Annotated in this window: 17 protein-coding genes; 14 read left to right on the forward strand and 3 right to left on the reverse strand. The window is 70.8% G+C overall.

What is annotated here, in order from left to right; genetic code table 11:
* The first annotated feature begins 79 nt into the window (after positions 1-79).
* The 3 genes from ABCR94_RS35040 to hutI are packed head-to-tail and all read left to right on the forward strand — an operon-like array spanning position 80 to position 3,797.
* Positions 80-1,270 (forward strand): allantoate amidohydrolase, encoded by a 1,191-nt coding sequence (locus ABCR94_RS35040; RefSeq protein ID WP_347125168.1) that lies wholly within the window; start codon positions 80-82, stop codon positions 1,268-1,270.
* Positions 1,261-2,604 carry a formimidoylglutamate deiminase gene (locus ABCR94_RS35045; protein ID WP_347125091.1) on the forward strand — a complete coding sequence of 448 codons (1,344 nt, stop codon included), beginning with the start codon at positions 1,261-1,263 and terminating at the stop codon, positions 2,602-2,604. The genes ABCR94_RS35040 and ABCR94_RS35045 overlap by 10 nt, the downstream gene beginning before the upstream one ends.
* Positions 2,605-2,621: 17 nt before the next feature.
* A complete protein-coding gene (gene hutI / locus ABCR94_RS35050) occupies positions 2,622-3,797 on the forward strand; it encodes an imidazolonepropionase (protein ID WP_347125093.1) in 1,176 nt (391 codons plus the stop codon).
* 203 nt (positions 3,798-4,000) lie between these two features.
* Here hutI and ABCR94_RS35055 read toward each other — a convergent pair whose 3' ends face one another.
* Positions 4,001-4,897: an RNA polymerase sigma factor SigF gene (locus ABCR94_RS35055; RefSeq protein WP_347125170.1), complete on the reverse strand. Its 897-nt coding sequence runs from the start codon at positions 4,895-4,897 to the stop codon at positions 4,001-4,003.
* A 252-nt stretch (positions 4,898-5,149) separates the two neighbouring features.
* On the opposite strand from ABCR94_RS35055, the gene ABCR94_RS35060 reads away from it, so the two are divergent.
* From ABCR94_RS35060 to ABCR94_RS35085, 6 genes are all read left to right on the forward strand, one after another.
* Complete coding sequence (locus ABCR94_RS35060) at positions 5,150-5,518, forward strand: STAS domain-containing protein (protein ID WP_347125172.1); 369 nt, start codon at positions 5,150-5,152, stop codon at positions 5,516-5,518.
* 211 nt (positions 5,519-5,729) lie between these two features.
* Entirely contained in the window at positions 5,730-6,221 is a 492-nt protein-coding gene (locus ABCR94_RS35065) for an ATP-binding protein (protein WP_347125094.1), read from the forward strand.
* A 195-nt stretch (positions 6,222-6,416) separates the two neighbouring features.
* Positions 6,417-7,118, forward strand: a complete 702-nt coding sequence (locus ABCR94_RS35070; RefSeq protein WP_347125096.1) for a peptidase — start codon at positions 6,417-6,419, stop codon at positions 7,116-7,118.
* A gap of 87 nt (positions 7,119-7,205) precedes the next feature.
* Positions 7,206-8,279 (forward strand): COG1470 family protein, encoded by a 1,074-nt coding sequence (locus tag ABCR94_RS35075; RefSeq protein ID WP_347125098.1) that lies wholly within the window; start codon positions 7,206-7,208, stop codon positions 8,277-8,279.
* Positions 8,280-8,479: 200 nt separating this feature from the next.
* The gene (locus ABCR94_RS35080; RefSeq protein ID WP_347125173.1) at positions 8,480-9,586 is read left to right on the forward strand and encodes a hypothetical protein; all 1,107 of its coding nucleotides are present in this window, start codon (positions 8,480-8,482) and stop codon (positions 9,584-9,586) included.
* A gap of 14 nt (positions 9,587-9,600) precedes the next feature.
* The gene (locus tag ABCR94_RS35085) at positions 9,601-10,989 is read left to right on the forward strand and encodes a hypothetical protein (protein ID WP_347125100.1); all 1,389 of its coding nucleotides are present in this window, start codon (positions 9,601-9,603) and stop codon (positions 10,987-10,989) included.
* Between the two features lie 91 nt (positions 10,990-11,080).
* Here the strand turns inward: ABCR94_RS35085 and ABCR94_RS35090 are convergent, their stop codons facing one another.
* Complete coding sequence (locus ABCR94_RS35090) at positions 11,081-12,571, reverse strand: oligopeptide:H+ symporter (RefSeq protein WP_347125101.1); 1,491 nt, start codon at positions 12,569-12,571, stop codon at positions 11,081-11,083.
* A 435-nt stretch (positions 12,572-13,006) separates the two neighbouring features.
* Between ABCR94_RS35090 and ABCR94_RS35095 the strand changes: the two genes are divergently transcribed.
* Positions 13,007-13,684, forward strand: coding sequence for a response regulator transcription factor (locus ABCR94_RS35095; RefSeq protein ID WP_347125103.1), 678 nt, complete (start codon positions 13,007-13,009; stop codon positions 13,682-13,684).
* Between the two features lie 15 nt (positions 13,685-13,699).
* The gene (locus tag ABCR94_RS35100; protein WP_347125105.1) at positions 13,700-14,989 is read left to right on the forward strand and encodes a sensor histidine kinase; all 1,290 of its coding nucleotides are present in this window, start codon (positions 13,700-13,702) and stop codon (positions 14,987-14,989) included.
* Here ABCR94_RS35100 and ABCR94_RS35105 read toward each other — a convergent pair.
* A complete protein-coding gene (locus ABCR94_RS35105; RefSeq protein ID WP_347125107.1) occupies positions 14,982-15,491 on the reverse strand; it encodes a GtrA family protein in 510 nt (169 codons plus the stop codon). The genes ABCR94_RS35100 and ABCR94_RS35105 overlap by 8 nt on opposite strands.
* A gap of 240 nt (positions 15,492-15,731) precedes the next feature.
* Here ABCR94_RS35105 and ABCR94_RS35110 point away from each other — a divergent pair, with 240 nt between their 5' ends.
* From ABCR94_RS35110 to ABCR94_RS35120, 3 genes are read left to right on the forward strand one after another with little or no spacing between them, the layout of a single operon-like run.
* Complete coding sequence (locus ABCR94_RS35110) at positions 15,732-16,850, forward strand: 5-(carboxyamino)imidazole ribonucleotide synthase (RefSeq protein WP_521978542.1); 1,119 nt, start codon at positions 15,732-15,734, stop codon at positions 16,848-16,850.
* Positions 16,847-17,368: a 5-(carboxyamino)imidazole ribonucleotide mutase gene (gene purE, locus ABCR94_RS35115; protein WP_347125110.1), complete on the forward strand. Its 522-nt coding sequence runs from the start codon at positions 16,847-16,849 to the stop codon at positions 17,366-17,368. Before ABCR94_RS35110 ends, purE begins: the two co-directional genes overlap by 4 nt.
* Positions 17,365-18,624, forward strand: coding sequence for a dipeptidase (locus ABCR94_RS35120; RefSeq protein ID WP_521978520.1), 1,260 nt, complete (start codon positions 17,365-17,367; stop codon positions 18,622-18,624). The genes purE and ABCR94_RS35120 overlap by 4 nt, the downstream gene beginning before the upstream one ends.
* Positions 18,625-18,642: the final 18 nt, after the last annotated feature.

Below are 18,642 nucleotides of genomic sequence, written 5' to 3' on the forward strand. Positions count from 1 at the left end.
TCCGGCTGCCGCAGCCCCCTCCGGCCCGGCGCACGCCCCCGCCGGCCCGGCGCACGCCGCCGGAGCGTCCTTCCACGAGATGTGGCGGGACCTCCTGCCCATCGGCCGCCACCGGGGCAGCGGCGGCTACCGCCGCTTCGCCTGGACCGCGGCCGACACCGACTGCCGGGCCTGGTTCAAGGCGCAGGCCGAGGCGCGCGGCCTCAGCTTCGAGCTCGACCGCAACGGCAATCAGTGGGCCTGGCTCGGCGACCCCCTCGCGGGGGACGCCGTGGTCACCGGCTCCCACCTGGACTCCGTCCCGGACGGCGGCGCCTTCGACGGGCCGCTCGGGGTCGTGTCCTCCTTCGCAGCCCTCGACGAACTCCGGCGCAGGGGGGCGGAGTTCGCCCGTCCGCTGGCCATCACCAACTTCGGTGACGAGGAAGGTGCCCGGTTCGGACTCGCCTGCGTCGGGTCCCGGCTCGCCGCCGGGCAGCTCACCGTCGACAAGGCGCACGAGCTGCGCGACGCGGACGGCGTGAGCCTCCCCGAGGCCATGGAGCGCGCCGGGCAGGACCCGGGCACCATCGGCCCCGACCCGGAGCGCCTCGCCCGGATCGGCGCGTTCGTCGAACTGCACGTCGAGCAGGGCAGGGCGCTGGACCTGTCCGGCGACCCGGTCGGCATCGCCTCCGCCATCTGGCCGCACGGCCGCTGGCGGTTCGACTTCCACGGCGAGGCCAACCACGCGGGCACCACCAGCCTGGAGGACCGCCGCGACCCCATGCTCTCGTACGCCGCGACCGTCCTCGCGGCCCGGCAGCAGGCCCGTCTCGCGGGCGCCCTGGCGACCTTCGGCAAGATCGCCGTGGAGCCCAACGGGGTCAACGCCATCCCCTCCCTCGTCCGTGGCTGGCTCGACTCCCGCGCCGCTGACCAGGGCACTCTCGACACCGTCATCGCCGGCATCGAGGCCGCGGCCCACGAGCACGCCGACCGCGACGGCATCGATCTGAGCATCACGCGGGAGTCCTTCACCCCCGTGGTCGAGTTCCAGCACGCCCTGCGTGACGAGCTCGCCAAACTGCTCGGCGGCGCCATCCCCGTCCTCGGCACCGGCGCCGGACACGACGCGGGTATTTTGTCCGCTTCGGCCCCGACCGCCATGCTGTTCGTACGGAACCCCACGGGCATCTCGCACTCCCCGGCCGAGTACGCCGCCGAGGACGACTGCGTCGCGGGGGTCGTCGCGCTCGCCGACGTACTGGAGGGTCTCGCGTGCAGGTGACCTACTGGCTGGAGAACGCCTGGCTCGACACCTTCGTCGAGCCGGGCGTCGCCCTGGACGTGACCGACGGACGGATCACCGCCGTCCGCAGGGACGTGCACGCCCCACCGCCCGGCGCCACGGTCCTGCGGGGCCTCACCCTGCCGGGCCTGTCCAACGCCCACTCGCACGCCTTCCACCGGGCCCTGCGCTCCACGGTCCAGGTCGGCTCCGGCACCTTCTGGACCTGGCGCGAGGTGATGTACGGCGTCGCGTCCCGGCTCAACCCCGACTCCTACTTCGCACTCGCCCGCGCCGTGTACGCCGAGATGGCGCTGGCCGGCATCACCTCCGTCGGCGAATTCCACTACCTCCACCACACGCCCGGCGGTACGCCCTACGACGATCCGAACGCGATGGGCGAGGCCCTGATCGCGGCCGCCGCCGAGGCGGGCATCCGCATCACCCTCCTCGACACCGCCTATCTGTCCGCCGGCTTCGGCGAACGCCCCAACAAGCACCAGCAGCGCTTCTCCGACGGCACGGCCGCCGCCTGGGCCGAGCGCGCCTCCCTCCTCAAGGATCGTGACCACGCCCGCATCGGCGCGGCCATCCATTCCGTACGCGCCGTGCCCGCCGACCAGCTGGCGACCGTCGCGCAGTGGGCGCGGGAGCGCGACGCACCGCTGCACGTGCACCTGTCCGAGCAGACCGCCGAGAACGACGCCTGTCTGGCAGCCCACGGCCGCACCCCGGCCCGGCTGCTCGCCGACCACGGAGTCCTCGGCCCGCGCACCACCGGTGTCCACAACACCCACCTCACCGACGAGGACATCGCCCTCATCGGCTCGACGTCCACCGGCACCTGCATGTGCCCCACGACGGAACGCGACCTGGCCGACGGCATCGGCCCCGCGGCCCGCCTCCAGCGCGCGGGCTCCCCGCTGTCCCTGGGCAGCGACAGCCACGCCGTGATCGACCTGCTCGAAGAGGCCCGCGCGATGGAGCTGAACGAACGCCTGCGCTCGCGCACCCGCGGCCACTGGACGGCGGCGGCCCTGCTGCGCGCCGCCTCGGCCGACGGCCACGCGGCGCTGGGCTGGCACGGCGCGGGCACCATCGAGACGGGCTCGCTCGCCGACCTCACCACGATCGCGCTGGACTCGGTCAGGACAGCGGGCCCGCTGCCCCGTCTGGGCGCCGAGACGGCCGTATTCGCGGCGTCGGCCGCGGACATCCGTCACACGATCGTGGGCGGCCGCCATGTCGTACGCGACGGAGTACACGCCCTGGTCCCCGATGTCCCGGCAGCTCTGGCCGAGTCCATCGCCGCCGTACGCGCCGCACACGGCTGAAAGTGAGCACTTCCGCGATGACGACGACCACCGCCATCACCCACATCGCCAGTCTGGTCACCAACGACCCCTCCCTCGGTGACGGATCCCCCCTGGGCCTGATCCAGGACGCGGCCGTCGTCATCGACGGCGACCGCATCGCCTGGGTCGGTGAAACAAGCAAAGCACCCACCACTGACAACACGGTCGACGCCGCCGGCCGGGCCGCGCTCCCCGGCTTCGTCGACTCCCACTCCCACCTGGTCTTCGCGGGCGACCGCACCCAGGAGTTCAACGCCCGTATGTCGGGCCGCCCCTACACCGCGGGCGGCATCCGCACCACGGTCGCCGCGACGCGCGCCGCGAGCGACGAGGAGCTGAGCGCCAACGTCGCGAAGTACCTCGCCGAGGCCCTCTGCCAGGGCACGACCACCCTCGAAACCAAGTCCGGCTACGGCCTGACCACGGCCGACGAGGCCCGCGCCCTGCGCATCGCCGCCACCCACACCGACGAGGTGACGTACCTCGGCGCGCACATCGTGGCGCCCGAGCACGCCGACGACCCGGCGGCGTACGTCGCCCTGGTCACCGGCGAGATGCTCGACGCCTGCGCGCCGCACGCACGATGGATCGACGTCTTCTGCGAGAAGGGCGCCTTCGACGGCGACCAGGCGCGGGCGATCCTGACCGCGGGCCGGGCGAAGGGGCTGCATCCCCGCATCCACGCCAACCAGCTTTCGTACGGTCCCGGGGTCCAGCTCGCCGTCGAGCTGGACGCGGCCTCCGCCGACCACTGCACGCACCTCACCGACGCGGACGTCGACGCGCTCGCGAACAGCTCCACCGTCGCGACGCTGCTGCCGGGAGCGGAGTTCTCGACGCGGGCCGCGTGGCCCGACGCGCGGCGCATCCTGGACGCGGGCGCCACTGTCGCGCTCTCCACCGACTGCAACCCCGGCTCGTCGTTCACCAGCTCGATGTCCTTCTGTATCGCCCTGGCCGTGCGGGACATGGGGATGACTCCGGACGAGGCGGTCTGGGCGGCCACCGCGGGGGGTGCGGCGGCGCTGCGGCGGACGGACGTCGGGCGCGTCAGCCCCGGTGCGCGGGCGGACCTGGTGCTGCTGGACGCGCCGTCCCACGTACACCTGGCCTACCGGCCGGGGGTTCCGCTGGTGTCCGCGGTGTGGCGGGGCGGGGAACGGCGGGTCTGAGCGGGGGGTGGGGGTACGGGGACAGCGCCGCAGGCACCCAGCACAGCACCCAGCACTGCCCCCGCCCACCCCGGCACCTTCGCCCCTCATGAACCCCGTTCCGCGGGGTAGGGGTAGAACATGAACGAGGGCCTGCCCCGGATACCCCCCGGGACAGACCCTCGTCCAGCCGACGCAGCCGCGCCGGAGGAACACAGCCGTGCTCATTCCTCGACGGTCAGGCCCTTCCGCAGCTTGCTCAGCGTCCGCGACAGCAGCCGCGACACGTGCATCTGCGAGATGCCGAGTTCCTCGCCGATCTCCGACTGCGTCATGTTCGCGACGAAGCGCAGCGAGAGGATCTTGCGGTCGCGCGACGGCAGCCCCGCGATCAGCGGCTTCAGGGACTCGACGTACTCGATTCCCTCCAGGCCGTGGTCCTCGTAGCCGATCCGGTCCGCCAGCGCACCCTCGGAGTCGTCCTCCTCGGGCTGGGCGTCCAGCGAGCTCGCGGTGTACGCGTTGCTCGCGGCCATGCCCTCGACGACTTCTTCGTTCGTGATGCCGAGACGCGTGGCGAGCTCGGCCACGGTCGGCGAGCGGTCGAGCTGCTGAGCGAGCTCGTCACCGGCCTTGGCGAGGTCCAGGCGCAGTTCCTGGAGGCGCCGCGGGACGCGTACCGACCAGGACGTGTCGCGGAAGAACCGCTTGATCTCGCCCACGATCGTCGGCATCGCGAAGGTCGGGAACTCGACGCCGCGGCTGAGCTCGAAGCGGTCGATGGCCTTGATCAGGCCGATGGTGCCGACCTGGATGATGTCTTCCATCGGTTCACTGCGGGAGCGGAACCGGGAAGCCGCGAACTTGACCAGGGCCAGGTTCAGCTCGACCAGGGTGTTGCGGACGTATGAGTAGTCGTGCGTTCCCTCTTCGAGGGATTCGAGACGCTTGAACAGCGTCTTCGACAGGGCCCTGGCATCCAGCGGCCCCACCTCTGCGTACGGCGGGATGTCCGGAAGCCCTTCGAGGCCCTCGGTTCCTGTGTCGATCTGCTCGGACGGGGTAGTCGACGGTGCGGGGGGCGCGCTGGGCGTTCGCGGTTCGTCGAGCCGGGGTGACATGGTCTCCTCCATCGTTCTCGGCATGTGGCTGCCGATGCCAATACATCTGCTTGTGGGGTGTGCGGCGCCTCCGAGCCGGCCGTGTTGGATGTGTCCCTACTAGGCCTACCCGCTCTTGACCTGGAGTTGCAAGTCCGCTATGTCCTAATACGCCCACGTTGTATGGGTGTTCGGGTACCGGTCGGCGTAGAGAAGGCGTAGGGTTCTGTGACGTTCAACATCAGCTACGACTGCGAAGAGAGACGAGCGGGCATGGATCGCGGGACGGTCGGCAGCGCGAACCGGGGTCGACTCCGGGTCGCCGTTCGGACCGAAGGACAGAGCGAGATCGTTACACCGGCGGGTGAGCTGGATCACCACACCGCCGAGTTGCTGCGTGAGCCTCTGGAGAGCGCCCTCGAAGGCGGGCGTACGCGCCTGATCGTCGACTGTTCAGCACTCGACTTCTGTGATTCCACCGGGCTCAATGTGCTGCTCGGTGCTCGCCTCAAGGCCGAAGCGGCCGGAGGGGGAGTCCATTTGGCCGCGATGCAGCCGGTGGTGGCCAGAGTCTTCGAGATCACCGGGGCAGAGGCTGTCTTTACGGTGCACGAGTCGCTCGAAGCCGCGCTGGAAGACTGAGTTACGGGCCTTGCGCCCCTCTCCCGTCGCCCGCAGTACCCAGCGAGTTACAAGTGTCACGTGTCTCGCGGAGAAAAGTGGGTGTTCTCACGCCCCAGCAGGGCAGGAGATCTCTGACTGTCGAATCCCGGAGGCTCCGGAAGCCTCCGCCGTACCCCTGTTGAGTCTTGTGAGTCTTGATGAATTGGCGAATCGGTGAGGTGAAGCGCTGATGAGCACCACCCGGCATCCTCCGCCGGGCGAGTTCGGCCCAGAGCCGGACGGCCCCGGCTCCACCTCTGCCGTGTCCGCCGCCGGACAGCCGCGCTCGCTGGCGCTGAGCAGTGCCAGCGGGATAGTTCCGCTCGCCCGTGATTTCACCCGCCAGGCGTTGTACGACTGGGGCTGGCTCCCCGCCGCGACCGCCGACCGCCGGGCCGCCGCCGAGGATGTCCTGCTGGTCGTCTCCGAGCTGGTCACCAATGCCTGCCTGCACGCCGAGGGTCCCGAGGCGCTGCGCGTCTCCTCCGACGGCAAGGTGCTGCGCCTCGAAGTGATCGACCGCAGCGGTGGCCAGCCGGCTCCCCGCACCCCGCACCGCGCCGGCCGGCCCGGCGGGCACGGGATGTTCATCGTCCAGCGGCTCTGCGTGGACTGGGGCGTCGTACGCCACTCGGAGGCCCCCGGCAAGACGGTCTGGGCGGAACTGGCAGCCCCCGCCTAGCGAGCGCCCGGCCCGCGCGGCCGTCCCTCCAGGGCCATCGGCCCAGCAACCGCACGGGTTACCGGCGGTTAGTTATGAATTCAATGCACGCCGATCCGGCGTGCATTTTGTCTTCCCTCGGCAAGGCCCCAGGCGTACCTTGAGCGCCCGATCTGATGTGTCGTCAGGTAAATTCCGGCATAAGGGGAACTTGAGGTGTCGTACCAGAAGCGGACAACTCTCGCGCTGGCGGCGGCGGTTGCGGGCTCGGTGGTGCTGCTGGCCGCCCCCGCAGCCCATGCCGACGTCGTGGACGTCAACTACCAGTGCAAAACGCCGATCGGGAACAAGGGAGCCGTCTCCCCGATCGATATCAAGGGCGTCAAGAGCGGCAGTGGCTACAAGCTCACCATGTCCTTCCAGAAGGGCGTCTCCTCCAGCCCCGTTGAGCTGGGCAAGGGAGCGATGAGCCCGAGCGCGGTCATCAAGCTGGGCGGCGCGGAGAGCGGCACCGTACCGGTGTCCGGTGCGCCGAACCCGGCGGCCATTCCGGCCAACACCCCCATCAAGATAAGCGACTTGAGCGGTACGTACACGCCGAAGAAGAGCGGCAAGGTCACCTTCACGGCGTCCGTCCTGACCATCAAGGCGCTCGGTACGACCACCACCTGCACCCCCACCAACAACCCCAAGCCGGCGTTGGAGCTCGACGCCAAGGGTGCGGGCGGCAGCGGCGGGGGCAGCAGCGATTCGACGGGCGGTACGTCGCAGGACACACCGCCCGCGTCCGGTGAGCTGCCCAGGACCGGGCCGCTGGACTCGGCGGCGGCGCTCGGCACGCTCGGCGGCACGGTGCTGCTCGGCGGTGCGGCCGGGGTGCTGTGGCTGACCAGGAGCGGTCGGCAGCGTACGGGCTGAGCCCGGCCGTACGCAGCCTGTCCCGCTGTCCTGTCCGCCAGTCCGTGCGTCCACCCGTACGTCGTTCGTGGGAGCTGGGAGCCGCCCATGCCGTCGCTGCACCTCGCCCGCCGCTGTGCCCGCCGCTATGCCCGTCCCGCGGGTCGCCTCGGCGCCGTCGCCGGGATGCTGCTGGGCGCGGTCCTGCTGTCCGCGCCCACCGCCCCCGCCGCACCCACGGCGGACGGCGGACCGGCCTGGACGGCGGCGCCGAGCGGCGGGCGCGGTGACGGGCGCGGCGAGGGCAGGCCGTACTTCTATCTGGAGGGCGCGGCCGGCACGGTCCTCCAGGACAGGGTGTCGCTGGCCAACCCCGGCAGCGAGCCCCGCACGGTGCGGCTGCGCGGCGCCGACGCGTACAACGCGCGGGGCGGCGCCTTCGCCGTACGGGAGAAACAGAGGTCCACCGGGACCGGGGCGTGGATCGCGCTCGCCGCGGGCCAGGTGAAGATCCCGCCGCGCACCCGCGCGGAGGTCCCCTTCTCCGTCACCGTGCCGCCGGGTGCGACCCCCGGCGACCACCCCGGCGCCATCGTCGTCACGGGCGGGGGCCGCGAGGTCGGCGTACGGATCCATCTGCGGGTCAGCGGGCCCACGCTGGCCGCTCTCACTGTCGAGGACGTGACGGTCGGCGAGCGGGGCGACGGTGCGATCGTCCGGTACGCGCTGGTCAACCGGGGCAACACCACGCTCACCCCGCGCCTCGCGCTGCGCGCGGATGGCCTGTTCGGGGAGCTGCTGCGGCGCGACGCCCGCGCGTTGCCCGTGGAGTTGCTGCCGGGCCGGCGGGTCGAGTTGACCGAGCCGTGGCCGGACGTACCCACGCTCGACAGGGCCGAGGTGCGGCTGACGGTGACCGCGGCGGGCGGCGCACGCGGCGGGGCCTCGGCGGCCAAGGCGTTCGTGCCGTGGACCGCGGTGGCCGGAGCCGGTCTTGTGCTGCTGGTGGCGGGCGGCGCGGCGGCCCGGCTGGTACGACGCCGGCGGCGGCCGGGGCGGGATCCCGACAGGGCCGACGCAGGGGCTGACGCCGATGGGGTCGCCGACGGTGATCCCGAGGCGGCGGGCCGCGAAGAGACCGGTACGGAACAGCAATTGGCCAGGGCGGGAGCGCGATCGTGAGTGGAGTTACGGACAAGGTGACCGCCGTACGGCACACACCGGGCGGTCCGCGACGGCACGCAGCGCCCCTGCCCACCGTCCAACGGGCCGATCCCGAGCGGGGCGTACCCGAGCGGGGCGTACCCAACCGGGTCGCTCGCCGCTGGGCGGCCCTGCTCGCGCTGGTGGTGTTCCCCGCACTGATGCTGCCCGCACTGGTGATGCTGCCCGTCGCGCCCGCGAACGCTGCCGCGCCCGCGAATGCGGCGTCCCCGCGCGCCGCCGGTTCGGTCGCGGCGGAGGGGAAGCCCGTCGTCAAGCTGTCCAAGGAGGAGGCGGGCAAGGGCGGCGACATCACCGTCACCGGTTCGGGCTGGCGCCCCGACACCCTGCTGATGATGCTGATCTGCGGCCGGGCCACGCCCGAGCGAGGCGTGATCGGCGGCACCAACTCCTGTGCCAACTCAGACGGCCGCGCGGTGACCACCGACTCCAAGGGCGCGTTCCGTAAGCAGCTGCCGGTGTCCGAGCCGCCCGAACCGTGCCCGTGCGTGGTGCACGTCGCGACGGTCACCGGCGAACGGGCTGCCGCACACGCCGCGTTCAAGGTCGCGGGCCACCCCGTCGAGCCGCTGCCGCAGCCCGGCGGGGGCGGCAGGCTCGCGGTGCTCGCCGCCGCGCGCCTCGACGGCTCGGGCTCCCTCCTCACCTGGTTCGGCGCCCCGCCCGCCCGCACCCTCGTGGTCACCGTCGGCAATCTCGGCACCGACCCGGTCAAGGACCCGGTCTTCCACATCGGTTCCTCGCACGGTGTTTTCGCCCCGCAGTGGGAGCAACGCCAGTGGCGCGGCACCATCCAGCCGGGCCGAAAGGCCCAGGTGAAGCTGGACGTCCAGCTGGCGGCGGGCGCGCACGGCGACTATCTCGTCTCGCTGAAGTACGGGCCGAAGGTGCTCGCCGAGCAGCCGTGGGGCGTCGGACGGCCGTGGGGCATCACGCTGTTCTGGCTCCTGCTGTGCGTGGTCGTGCCGGCCGCCCTGTTCCGGATCGGTATGGCGGTCGTCGACCAGGCGCGGCCGCATACGGCCGGAGGTCGCGCGGGACGCCACCGCACGGTCCGGCTCCCCGGCCTGAAGCCGCCCCGGGCACGTACGCAGGGTCCTTCCCGCAGGCCGCCGCGCGGTGACCCCGCGGCGCCGCCGCCCACCGACTCCATGGCCGGGACCGGCACGGTCCTGCCGTGGTTCACCCCGGACAACACGCCGGGGCCGCACGCCCAGATCTCCGCACCGTCCCAGAACAGCCCGACAACGAAGGGAAATTTGTGAGCACGCAACGGAGGATGAGTGCGGCAGGGGTCGCGCTGATGCTCGGCGGTGCGGGAATCCTGCTGGTGGCGAGTCCCGCGCAAGCAGCCGAAGTCTCGTACAAGACCGAGTGCATACCCCCGGCCATATCCGGCCTGCCGCCCATCCAGGGCACGACCAAGGTGGAGATCACCGCCCCTGCCGAGGCCAAGGTCGGCGACGAGGTGGAAGTGGTGTGGAAGACCGTCGAGGCGGCCTCCAAGAACCCGGACATCCTCGATCTGGGGAAGGACACGGTCAAGCCGACCGGCACGATCAAGGTGGGCGGCGCGGCGAGCGGCGACCTCGCGATGGACGGGCCGCGGCAGAACCCGCCGATCCCCAAGAACAGCCCGATGATCCTCCCCGAGATGAAGGGCAAGCTGAAGCTGGAGAAGGCGGGCGAGGTCACGCTGACGCCCGATGCGTACAACACCAACGTCAGCAAGCCCATCTCGACGGACACCAAGTGCACGCCGAAGGAAACGGTCAAGGCCGGGGCGACCATCAAGGTCTCGGAGGGTGGCGGCGGTACGACGGGCGGTACGACGTCGGGCGGCACGACGGGCACCACAACCTCCGGCGGTACGACCACGGGCGGCGGTGACACCGGCGGTGACACGGGTGGTGACACCGGCGGCGACACCGGGGGCGCGGCTTCCGGCGGCGACACCGGCGGTACAACCACCGGCGGCACAACGGGCGGTGGAGACGGCGGGAGCGACTTCCCGGGCAAGGAAGTCGCCGTCGCCTTCGCGTGCAAGTCGCCGGGCCCGGCGGGCATCGACGGCAAGGTGACCATCAACGCCAAGAAGGAAGGCGGCAGTTACGGCCTCACCGTGAAGACGGCCAAGGGCGTCATGGACAGCCCGGCCGCGCTCCCCGCGGGCGCGCTCAAGCCGTCCATGGCGATCACCGTCGGCGGCGCGGACAAGGGCAGCGTCTCCGTGACGGGCCCCGGGAACCCGGAACCGCTGGAGCAGGGCAAGCCCGTCGACCTGCCCGACATGACCGGGACGTACAAGCCGGGCGCCGACGGCAAGTCCACGCTCAGCCCCGGCACCCTGACGATCGACGTCACCCTGGGCGGCCAGCAGATCAGTATCCCGTGCACGGTCAAGGGAACGGCGAACGTCTCCCTCGAACTCGACACCTCGGCCCAGCCGGGCGGCGCCTCCGGAGGCACCGCGTCCGGCGGTGACACCACAGGCGCGGGCGGCGCGGCGTCCGGTGGCGGCACCGACTCCGGCGGCGGCCTCGCCGACACGGGCGCTTCGGACAACGGCGGACTGCAGGCGCTGGGCATGATCGCCGGCACGGTGATCCTGCTGGGCGGCGCGGTGTTCACCTTCACCCCGTGGCGGCGGCTGCGGGGCGCCAGGTGAGCTGACGCAAGAGTGAAGGGCCGTCGTACCGGATCCGTGCATCCGGTACGACGGCCCTTCCGGCCATGCTGCGATCAGGCGGGGACGTACGTCAGTGCACGTCGCCCATCAGCGCCTGGACCTTCTTGCGGTACATGAAGATCGCGACACCGGCGCCGAGCGCGGCGACGGCCTCCATGGTGACCACGCCGGTGCTGTCGAGCCCGACACCGTAGGTCGCAAGGAGTGTCATGACGCAGTCGCCCGCGGTGACCGCGAGGAACCAGACGCCCATCATCTGGCTGGCGTACTTCACCGGCGCCATCTTCGTGGTGACCGACAGGCCGACCGGGGACAGGCACAGCTCCGCGATTGTCTGCACGAAGTAGATCGCCACCAGCCACATCGCGGCGGCCTTCTGGCCGTCGGACGCGATGCCCAGCGGGAGCAGGAAGACGAGGAACGACGCTCCGACCAGCATCAGCGAGGAAGCGAACTTCACGATGGTGGACGGTTCCTTGCCGCGGCGGTTCAGGGCCAGCCAGACGGTGGCGAAGACCGGGGCCAGGGCCATGATCAGGACCGGGTTGACCGACTGGTACCAGGAGACCGGGAAGTCCCAGCCGAAGACGCTGTTCTCGGCCGAGGACTGGGCGAAGATCGACAGGGTCGAACCGCCCTGGTCGTAGATCATCCAGAAGATGGCAGCGGCGACGAAGAACCATATGTAGCCGGACATCTTCGACTGCTCAAGGTCGCTGAGGTCCTTGTCGCGCTTGATACGCGTCAGGACCGCCACCGGGATGATCAGACCCGCGACGGCGATCGGGACCAGGATCCACTTGTCGGTGATGTCGGCGAAGAACGAGACGCCGAGGTAGAAGACCGCGACAACGCCCGCGGCCATCAGGCACTTGACCAGCGTGCTGTTGCGCTCAGCGACGGTCAGCGGCTTCGGGACGACGCTGCTGCGCTTGTTCAGGTGGCGGGTGCCCATCATGAACTGGATCAGTCCGAGGCCCATGCCGACAGCGGCGAGCGCGAAGCCCAGGTGCCAGCTGACGGTCTCACCTATGGTGCCGATGATCAGCGGGGCGATGAACGCGCCCAGGTTGATGCCCATGTAGAAGACGGTGAAGCCACCGTCGCGGCGCGGGTCGTCCGGGCCGTCGTAAAGGTGGCCCACCATCGTCGAGATGTTGGACTTCAGCATGCCCGAGCCGACAGCCACCAGGCCGAGACCGGCGAAGAAGCTGCCCTCCCAGGGCAGCGCCAGCGCCAGGTGACCGGCCACGATCACGAAGCTCGCGATGGCCACCGTCTTGCGGGGGCCCCAGACGCGGTCGCCGAACCAGCCGCCGGGCATGGCGAGCAGGTAGACCAGCGCGAGGTAGATCGAGTAGATCGCCGTCGCTGTGCCTGCGTTCATGTTCAGGCCGTTGGGTGCGATCAGGTACAGCGGCAGCAGCGCACGCATGCCGTAGTAACTGAAGCGCTCCCACATCTCCGTCATGAAGAGGGTGGCCAGGCCGCGGGGGTGGCCGAAGAAGGTCTTTTCCGTCCCCGGAGTCCTGGGGGTGTCCTTCGTCAGGCTGGACGCCATGGTCGATCCTTGCTCGCTCGGGACGCGTCCGCCTCGTGAGCTGGTACGCGCCCGGTGGGGGGCGGCCGGCACCGGTACGGAGCTGAGCCCGCACCGGGATCCACACCCGCCGCGCCGCAGCGCAAGGGGGCCCGGCCCACAGGTCATTGATGTGGTGCACCACCGCGGGGCCGGCATCGCCAACCCCGCACAGAAAGGAGACCTTTGGCGTGCCTACAGCCGAAAGGCCTCCGAGTACCGCTAAAGGCGCCTCGACACCATACGACACGACAGTGGCGCATATGGAAGGACTTGAGAGATGGATCACAGGCCGCACTGGAACCATGGGCGCTGATTCGAAGGGCGATGCCAGGATTGCATCCCGAAGCCGCAGGGACGGACGTTCCACCGGCGATCGACCCACGGCTTGTACCTCGCGACGACTACCATCACCTCATGACCCGTGTACTGCTCGCCGAGGACGACGCATCCATCTCGGAGCCGCTGGCCCGCGCCCTGCGTCGGGAGGGCTACGAGGTCGAGGTGCGTGAGGACGGCCCGGCCGCGCTCGACGCCGGACTCCAAGGGGGAGTCGACCTCGTCGTGCTCGACCTGGGACTGCCCGGCATGGACGGCCTTGAGGTCGCCCGCCGACTGCGCGCCGAGGGCCACACCATCCCTATCCTCGTGCTGACCGCGCGCGCCGACGAGGTGGACACCGTGGTCGGCCTGGACGCCGGCGCCGACGACTACGTCACCAAGCCATTCCGGCTCGCCGAGCTGCTCGCCCGGGTACGGGCCCTCCTGCGGCGCGGCGCCAGCGAGCCCGTCCCCGCGCCCGCCACCCACGGCGTACGGATCGACGTCGAGTCGCACCGGGCCTGGATGGGCGACGATGAACTCCAGCTCACTGCCAAGGAATTCGACCTGCTGCGGGTCCTGGTGCGCGACGCCGGCCGGGTCGTCACCCGCGACCAGCTGATGCGCGAGGTCTGGGACACCACCTGGTGGTCGTCGACCAAGACCCTCGACATGCACATCTCGTGGCTCCGCAAGAAGCTGGGCGACGACGCCGCCAACCCGCGCTACATCGCCACCGTGCGGGGCGTCGGCTTCCGCTTCGAGAAGAGCTGACGTACACACACAGCCATGCGCCGTCGCCTGATCAACTCCACACTCGCCGTGGTGCTCGTCGTCATCGCGGTCTTCGGCGTCTCCCTGGTCATCGTCGAGACCCGCACCATCAGCAACAGCGCGCAGGAGAGCGTCGACTCCGAGGCGCTGCGCCTGATCAGCGTCGTCGAGAGCAAGCTCCTCGGTGAGGAGCGGGTCAACCCCGCCGTGCTCGCCGAGCAGATCGACGCCGACCGCTACGCCCGGATCGACCTGCCCGGCCGCGCCCCCATCGAGATCGGCGACCGTCCCGGCGGCGGAGTCATCCAGGCCAGGGCCAAGGGCGACCACGGGGAGACCGTCACCGTCCAGGAATCCCGCTCCACCGTCAGCCGTGAGGTCGGCCGCACCCTGCTGATCATCGCCGCGGTGGCTCTGCTCGCGGTCGTCGCCGCGGTGCTGCTCGCCGTACGCCAGGCGAACCGGCTGGCGTCCCCGCTCACCGACCTCGCCGAGACCGCCGAGCGCCTCGGCTCCGGCGACCAGCGCCCCCGCCACAAGCGCTACGGCGTCCCCGAGCTGGACCGGGTCGCCGATGTGCTCGACTCCAGCGCCGAGCGGATCGGGCGGATGCTCACCGCCGAGCGCAGGCTCGCCGCCGACGCCTCGCACCAGCTCCGTACGCCACTGACCGCACTGTCCATGCGTCTTGAGGAGATCACCCTCACCGACGACCTGGAGACAGTGAAGGAGGAGGCGACGATCGCCCTGACGCAGGTCGAGCGGCTCACCGACGTCGTGCAGCGGCTGCTCACCAACGCCCGCGACCCACGCACCGGCTCCGCCGTCGCCTTCGACCTCGACGAGGTCATCAAGCAGCAGATCGAGGAGTGGCGCCCGGCCTACCGCAGCGCGGGCCGCGCCATCGTGCACTCGGGCAAGTCGTGCATGCAGGCCGTCGGTACGCCCGGCGCGGTCGCCCAGGTGCTGGCCGCGCTGATCGAGAACTCCCTGATGCACGGCGGCGGTACGGTCGCCCTGCGCACCCGCATCACCGGCAACCAGTCCGTCATCGAGGTGACGGACGAGGGCCCCGGCGTACCGGCCGACCTCGGGGCGCGGATCTTCGAACGGTCCATCAGCGGCCGCAACTCCACGGGCATCGGCCTGGCCGTCGCACGCGATCTGGCGGAGGCGGACGGTGGCCGCCTGGAGATGCTCCAGCAGTTGCCGCCGGTGTTCGCGCTCTTCCTGAGCCGGGTGACGCCCGACTCCAAGGACCACAAGGCGCACGAGAAGGATGAGCAGGAGCCGACGATCAGGTGACGCGGTCCACCTGGGTGGCCCGCTGGTCGCCCAGGAAGGACTCGGCCGTCTCGACGGCGTCCTGTGCGGGTGTCTTGCGGAACACCCAGGTGCGGTACGACCAGAAGCGGAAGATCGTCGCGATGCCGAGGCCGATCACGTTCTTCGCGACGTTGTCGGCGAGCGTCGAGGTGAAATCGAGGCCGTAGTGCGACAGCGCCAGCACACCGTTCTCGATGACCAGGCCGACGCCGCTGAAGAGCAGGAAGAGCGTGAGCTCCCGGCTGCGGCCGCGCTTGTCGCTGCTGCGGTACGTCCAGTGGCGGTTGCCGAGATAGTTCGTGCCGATCGCGACCGCGGTGGCGATGACCCCGGAGCGTACGACCGCGAGGTCGAAGTAGTGCACACAGACGTTGAAGACGATCGCGTTGACCAGGAAGCCGACGGCTCCGACCGCACCGAATTTGGCGAGCTCACGGACGAGCCGATCGAGTCGCCTCCGCAGTGCTCCTCGCTCGCTCATGGTGATTGCCCATCCCCGCTCGGTCGGTGTCTTGGTCGGTGTCTCGGTCGGTGTCGCTCGTCCTCCGGCCGCCCGGGGCCGTCCATCCATGCTAACCAGCGCCCACCGCCGATGCCTGCGCGCACCATCGATCCGGTCGCGATGTGTCACACCGGGCGCCCGGCCAGTGACGCGGAGCAGCCGGATCGGAGGCCGTGGCCCTGCGGATACCCTGGAGGTGTGACGTTCCCGGTAGTCGGCATGGTCGGTGGCGGTCAGCTCGCCCGAATGACCCACGAGGCGGGCATCCCCCTCGGCATCAGATTCAAGCTCCTCAGTGACACCCCCCAGGACTCGGCGGCCCAGGTTGTCAGCGATGTCGTCGTCGGCGACTACCGCGATCTGGACACGCTGCGCGCCTTCGCGCGCGGCTGCGACGTGATCACTTTTGATCATGAGCATGTCCCGATCGAGCACCTGCGGGCCCTGGAGGCGGACGGCGTTCCCGTCCGCCCCGGGCCCGACGCGCTGATGCACGCCCAGGACAAGGGGGTGATGCGCAAGACACTGATGGAGATCGGGGCACCCTGCCCGCGGCACCGGATCGTGAGCGATCCGGCGGACGCGGCGGCCTTCGCGGCGGAGGGCGACGGCTTCCCCGTGATCCTCAAGACGGTGCGGGGCGGCTACGACGGCAAGGGCGTCTGGTTCGTACGCAGCGAGAAGGACGCCGAGGAGCCCTTCCGGGCCGGTGTCCCCGTCCTGGCCGAGGAGAAGGTCGACTTCGTACGGGAGCTCGCGGCGAACATCGTGCGCTCCCCGCACGGTCAGGCCGTGTCCTACCCCGTCGTGGAGTCCCGCCAGGTCGACGGGGTCTGCGACACGGTGATCGCCCCGGCGCCCGGTCTCCCGGAGGGCCTCGGCGGTCAGGCGCAGGAGCTGGCGCTGCGCATCGCCAAGGAGCTGGATGTCGTCGGCCATCTGGCGGTCGAGCTCTTCGAGACGACCGACGGCCGCATCCTCGTCAACGAACTCGCGATGCGCCCGCACAACTCCGGCCACTGGACCCAGGACGGCGCGATCACCTCGCAGTTCGCCAACCACGTCCGGGCCGTCCTGGACCTGCCGCTCGGCGACCCGCGGCCCCGTGCGCCCTGGACGGTCATGTGTAACGTCCTGGGCGGCGACTTCCCGGACATGTACTCCGCGTATCTGCACTGCATGGCCAGGGACCCGCAGCTCAAGATCCACATGTATGGCAAGGACGTGAAGCCGGGCCGCAAGGTCGGGCACGTCAATACCTACGGCGACGACCTCGACGACGCGCTGGACCGCGCCCGTCATGCCGCCGGTTACCTGCGAGGAACGATCACCGAATGACTCCTGTAGTGGGCATTGTGATGGGCTCGGACTCCGACTGGCCCGTCATGGAAGAGGCCGCCAAGGCGCTCGACGAGTTTTCGATCCCCTACGAGGTCGATGTCCTGTCGGCGCACCGGATGCCGCGCGAGATGATCGCGTACGGCGAGCAGGCCGACGGCCGCGGCCTGAAGGCGATCATCGCGGGCGCCGGCGGCGCCGCCCATCTGCCGGGCATGCTGGCCTCCGTCACCCCGCTGCCGGTCATCGGCGTACCGGTGCCGCTGAAGTACCTCGACGGCATGGACTCGCTGCTTTCCATCGTGCAGATGCCCGCGGGGGTGCCCGTCGCCACCGTTTCGGTGGGCGGCGCGCGCAACGCGGGGCTGCTGGCCGCCCGTATCCTCGCCACGCACGACAGCGAACTGCTCGTCCGCATGCGGGAGTTCCAGCAGGAGCTGAACGATCAGGCGACGGAGAAGGGCAAGCGGCTGCGCGCCAAGGCCATGGCCGGGGACAAGTTCGGCTTCGGCAAGTGACCGCCGCGGACACGGGCCCGGCGGCTGCGGACACGGTTCCGACGGCTGCGGACACGGTCCCGGCGGCCGGGGCGGAGCACCTCGCCGCGGCCCGCGAGCTGCTCGCCGCGCACCCCGTCGTCGACGGACACAACGACCTGCCGTGGGCCCTGCGCGAGCAGGTCCGCTACGACCTCGACCGGCGCGACATCGCCACCGACCAGCAGGCGCACCTGCACACCGACATCCCCCGGCTGCGCGCCGGTGGCGTGGGCGCGCAGTTCTGGTCCGTGTACGTACGTTCCGACCTGGCCGGGGACGACGCCGTCAGTGCGACCCTGGAGCAGATCGACGTCGTCACCCAGCTCCTCGCCCGCTACCCGGACGACCTGGTCCGCGCCCTCACGGCCGAGGACATGGAAGCGGCCCGCGCCGAGGGCCGGATCGCCTCCCTGATGGGCGCCGAGGGCGGCCACTCCATCAACAACTCCCTCGCCACCCTGCGGGCCCTGTACGCCCTGGGTGTGCGGTACATGACGCTCACCCACAACGACAACATCGCCTGGGCGGACTCGGCGACGGACGAGCCGGGGGTCGGCGGCCTGTCGGCCTTCGGCCGGGCAGTCGTACGGGAGATGAACCGCACCGGCATGCTGGTGGACCTCTCGCACGTGGCCGCCACGACGATGCGCGACGCGCTCGCCGTGTCGGTGGCGCCGGTGATCTTCTCGCACTCCTCGTCGCTCGCGGTCTGCGACCACCCGCGCAACATCCCCGACGACGTACTCGCGCTGCTGCCGGCGAACGGCGGCATCGCGATGGCGACGTTCGTGCCGAAGTTCGTGCTGCCCGCGGCGGGGGAGTGGACCCGGCGGGCCGACGAGAACATGCGCGCCCACGGCCTCCACCACCTGGAGACCACACCGGAGGCCATGAAGATCCACCGCGCCTTCGAGGACACCCACCCGCGCCCGATGGCCACGCCCGCCACGATCGCGGACCACCTCGACCGGATGCGTGAGGTCGCCGGGGTCGATCACATCGGCATCGGCGGCGACTACGACGGGACGCCCTTCACCCCGACGGGCCTGGAGGACGTCTCCGGCTATCCGAACCTGATCGCCGAGCTGCTGCGGCGCTCCTGGTCTTCGGCCGACCTCGCCAAGCTGACCTGGCAGAACGCGGTCCGCACGCTGCGGGATGCCGAGGACGTGGCCCGCGACCTCCAGACGCGCAGCGCCCCGTCGAACGCCACGATCGGGCTGCTCGACGGCTGACAATGGGGCGGGGTATAC

This window comes from Streptomyces changchenzhani (assembly GCF_039766235.1).
GTDB lineage: Bacteria > Actinomycetota > Actinomycetes > Streptomycetales > Streptomycetaceae > Streptomyces.

Coding starts and splice junctions, on each gene's coding strand:
- ABCR94_RS35040 (WP_347125168.1), top strand. CDS start 80: ATGTGGCGGGACCTCCTGCCCATCGGCCGCCACCGGGGCAGCGGCGGC.
- hutI (WP_347125093.1), top strand. CDS start 2,622: ATGACGACGACCACCGCCATCACCCACATCGCCAGTCTGGTCACCAAC.
- ABCR94_RS35055 (WP_347125170.1), bottom strand. CDS start 4,897: ATGTCACCCCGGCTCGACGAACCGCGAACGCCCAGCGCGCCCCCCGCA.
- ABCR94_RS35060 (WP_347125172.1), top strand. CDS start 5,150: ATGGATCGCGGGACGGTCGGCAGCGCGAACCGGGGTCGACTCCGGGTC.
- ABCR94_RS35065 (WP_347125094.1), top strand. CDS start 5,730: ATGAGCACCACCCGGCATCCTCCGCCGGGCGAGTTCGGCCCAGAGCCG.
- ABCR94_RS35075 (WP_347125098.1), top strand. CDS start 7,206: ATGCCGTCGCTGCACCTCGCCCGCCGCTGTGCCCGCCGCTATGCCCGT.
- ABCR94_RS35080 (WP_347125173.1), top strand. CDS start 8,480: ATGCTGCCCGTCGCGCCCGCGAACGCTGCCGCGCCCGCGAATGCGGCG.
- ABCR94_RS35085 (WP_347125100.1), top strand. CDS start 9,601: ATGAGTGCGGCAGGGGTCGCGCTGATGCTCGGCGGTGCGGGAATCCTG.
- ABCR94_RS35090 (WP_347125101.1), bottom strand. CDS start 12,571: ATGGCGTCCAGCCTGACGAAGGACACCCCCAGGACTCCGGGGACGGAA.
- ABCR94_RS35095 (WP_347125103.1), top strand. CDS start 13,007: ATGACCCGTGTACTGCTCGCCGAGGACGACGCATCCATCTCGGAGCCG.
- ABCR94_RS35100 (WP_347125105.1), top strand. CDS start 13,700: ATGCGCCGTCGCCTGATCAACTCCACACTCGCCGTGGTGCTCGTCGTC.
- ABCR94_RS35105 (WP_347125107.1), bottom strand. CDS start 15,491: ATGAGCGAGCGAGGAGCACTGCGGAGGCGACTCGATCGGCTCGTCCGT.
- ABCR94_RS35110 (WP_521978542.1), top strand. CDS start 15,732: ATGGTCGGTGGCGGTCAGCTCGCCCGAATGACCCACGAGGCGGGCATC.
- purE (WP_347125110.1), top strand. CDS start 16,847: ATGACTCCTGTAGTGGGCATTGTGATGGGCTCGGACTCCGACTGGCCC.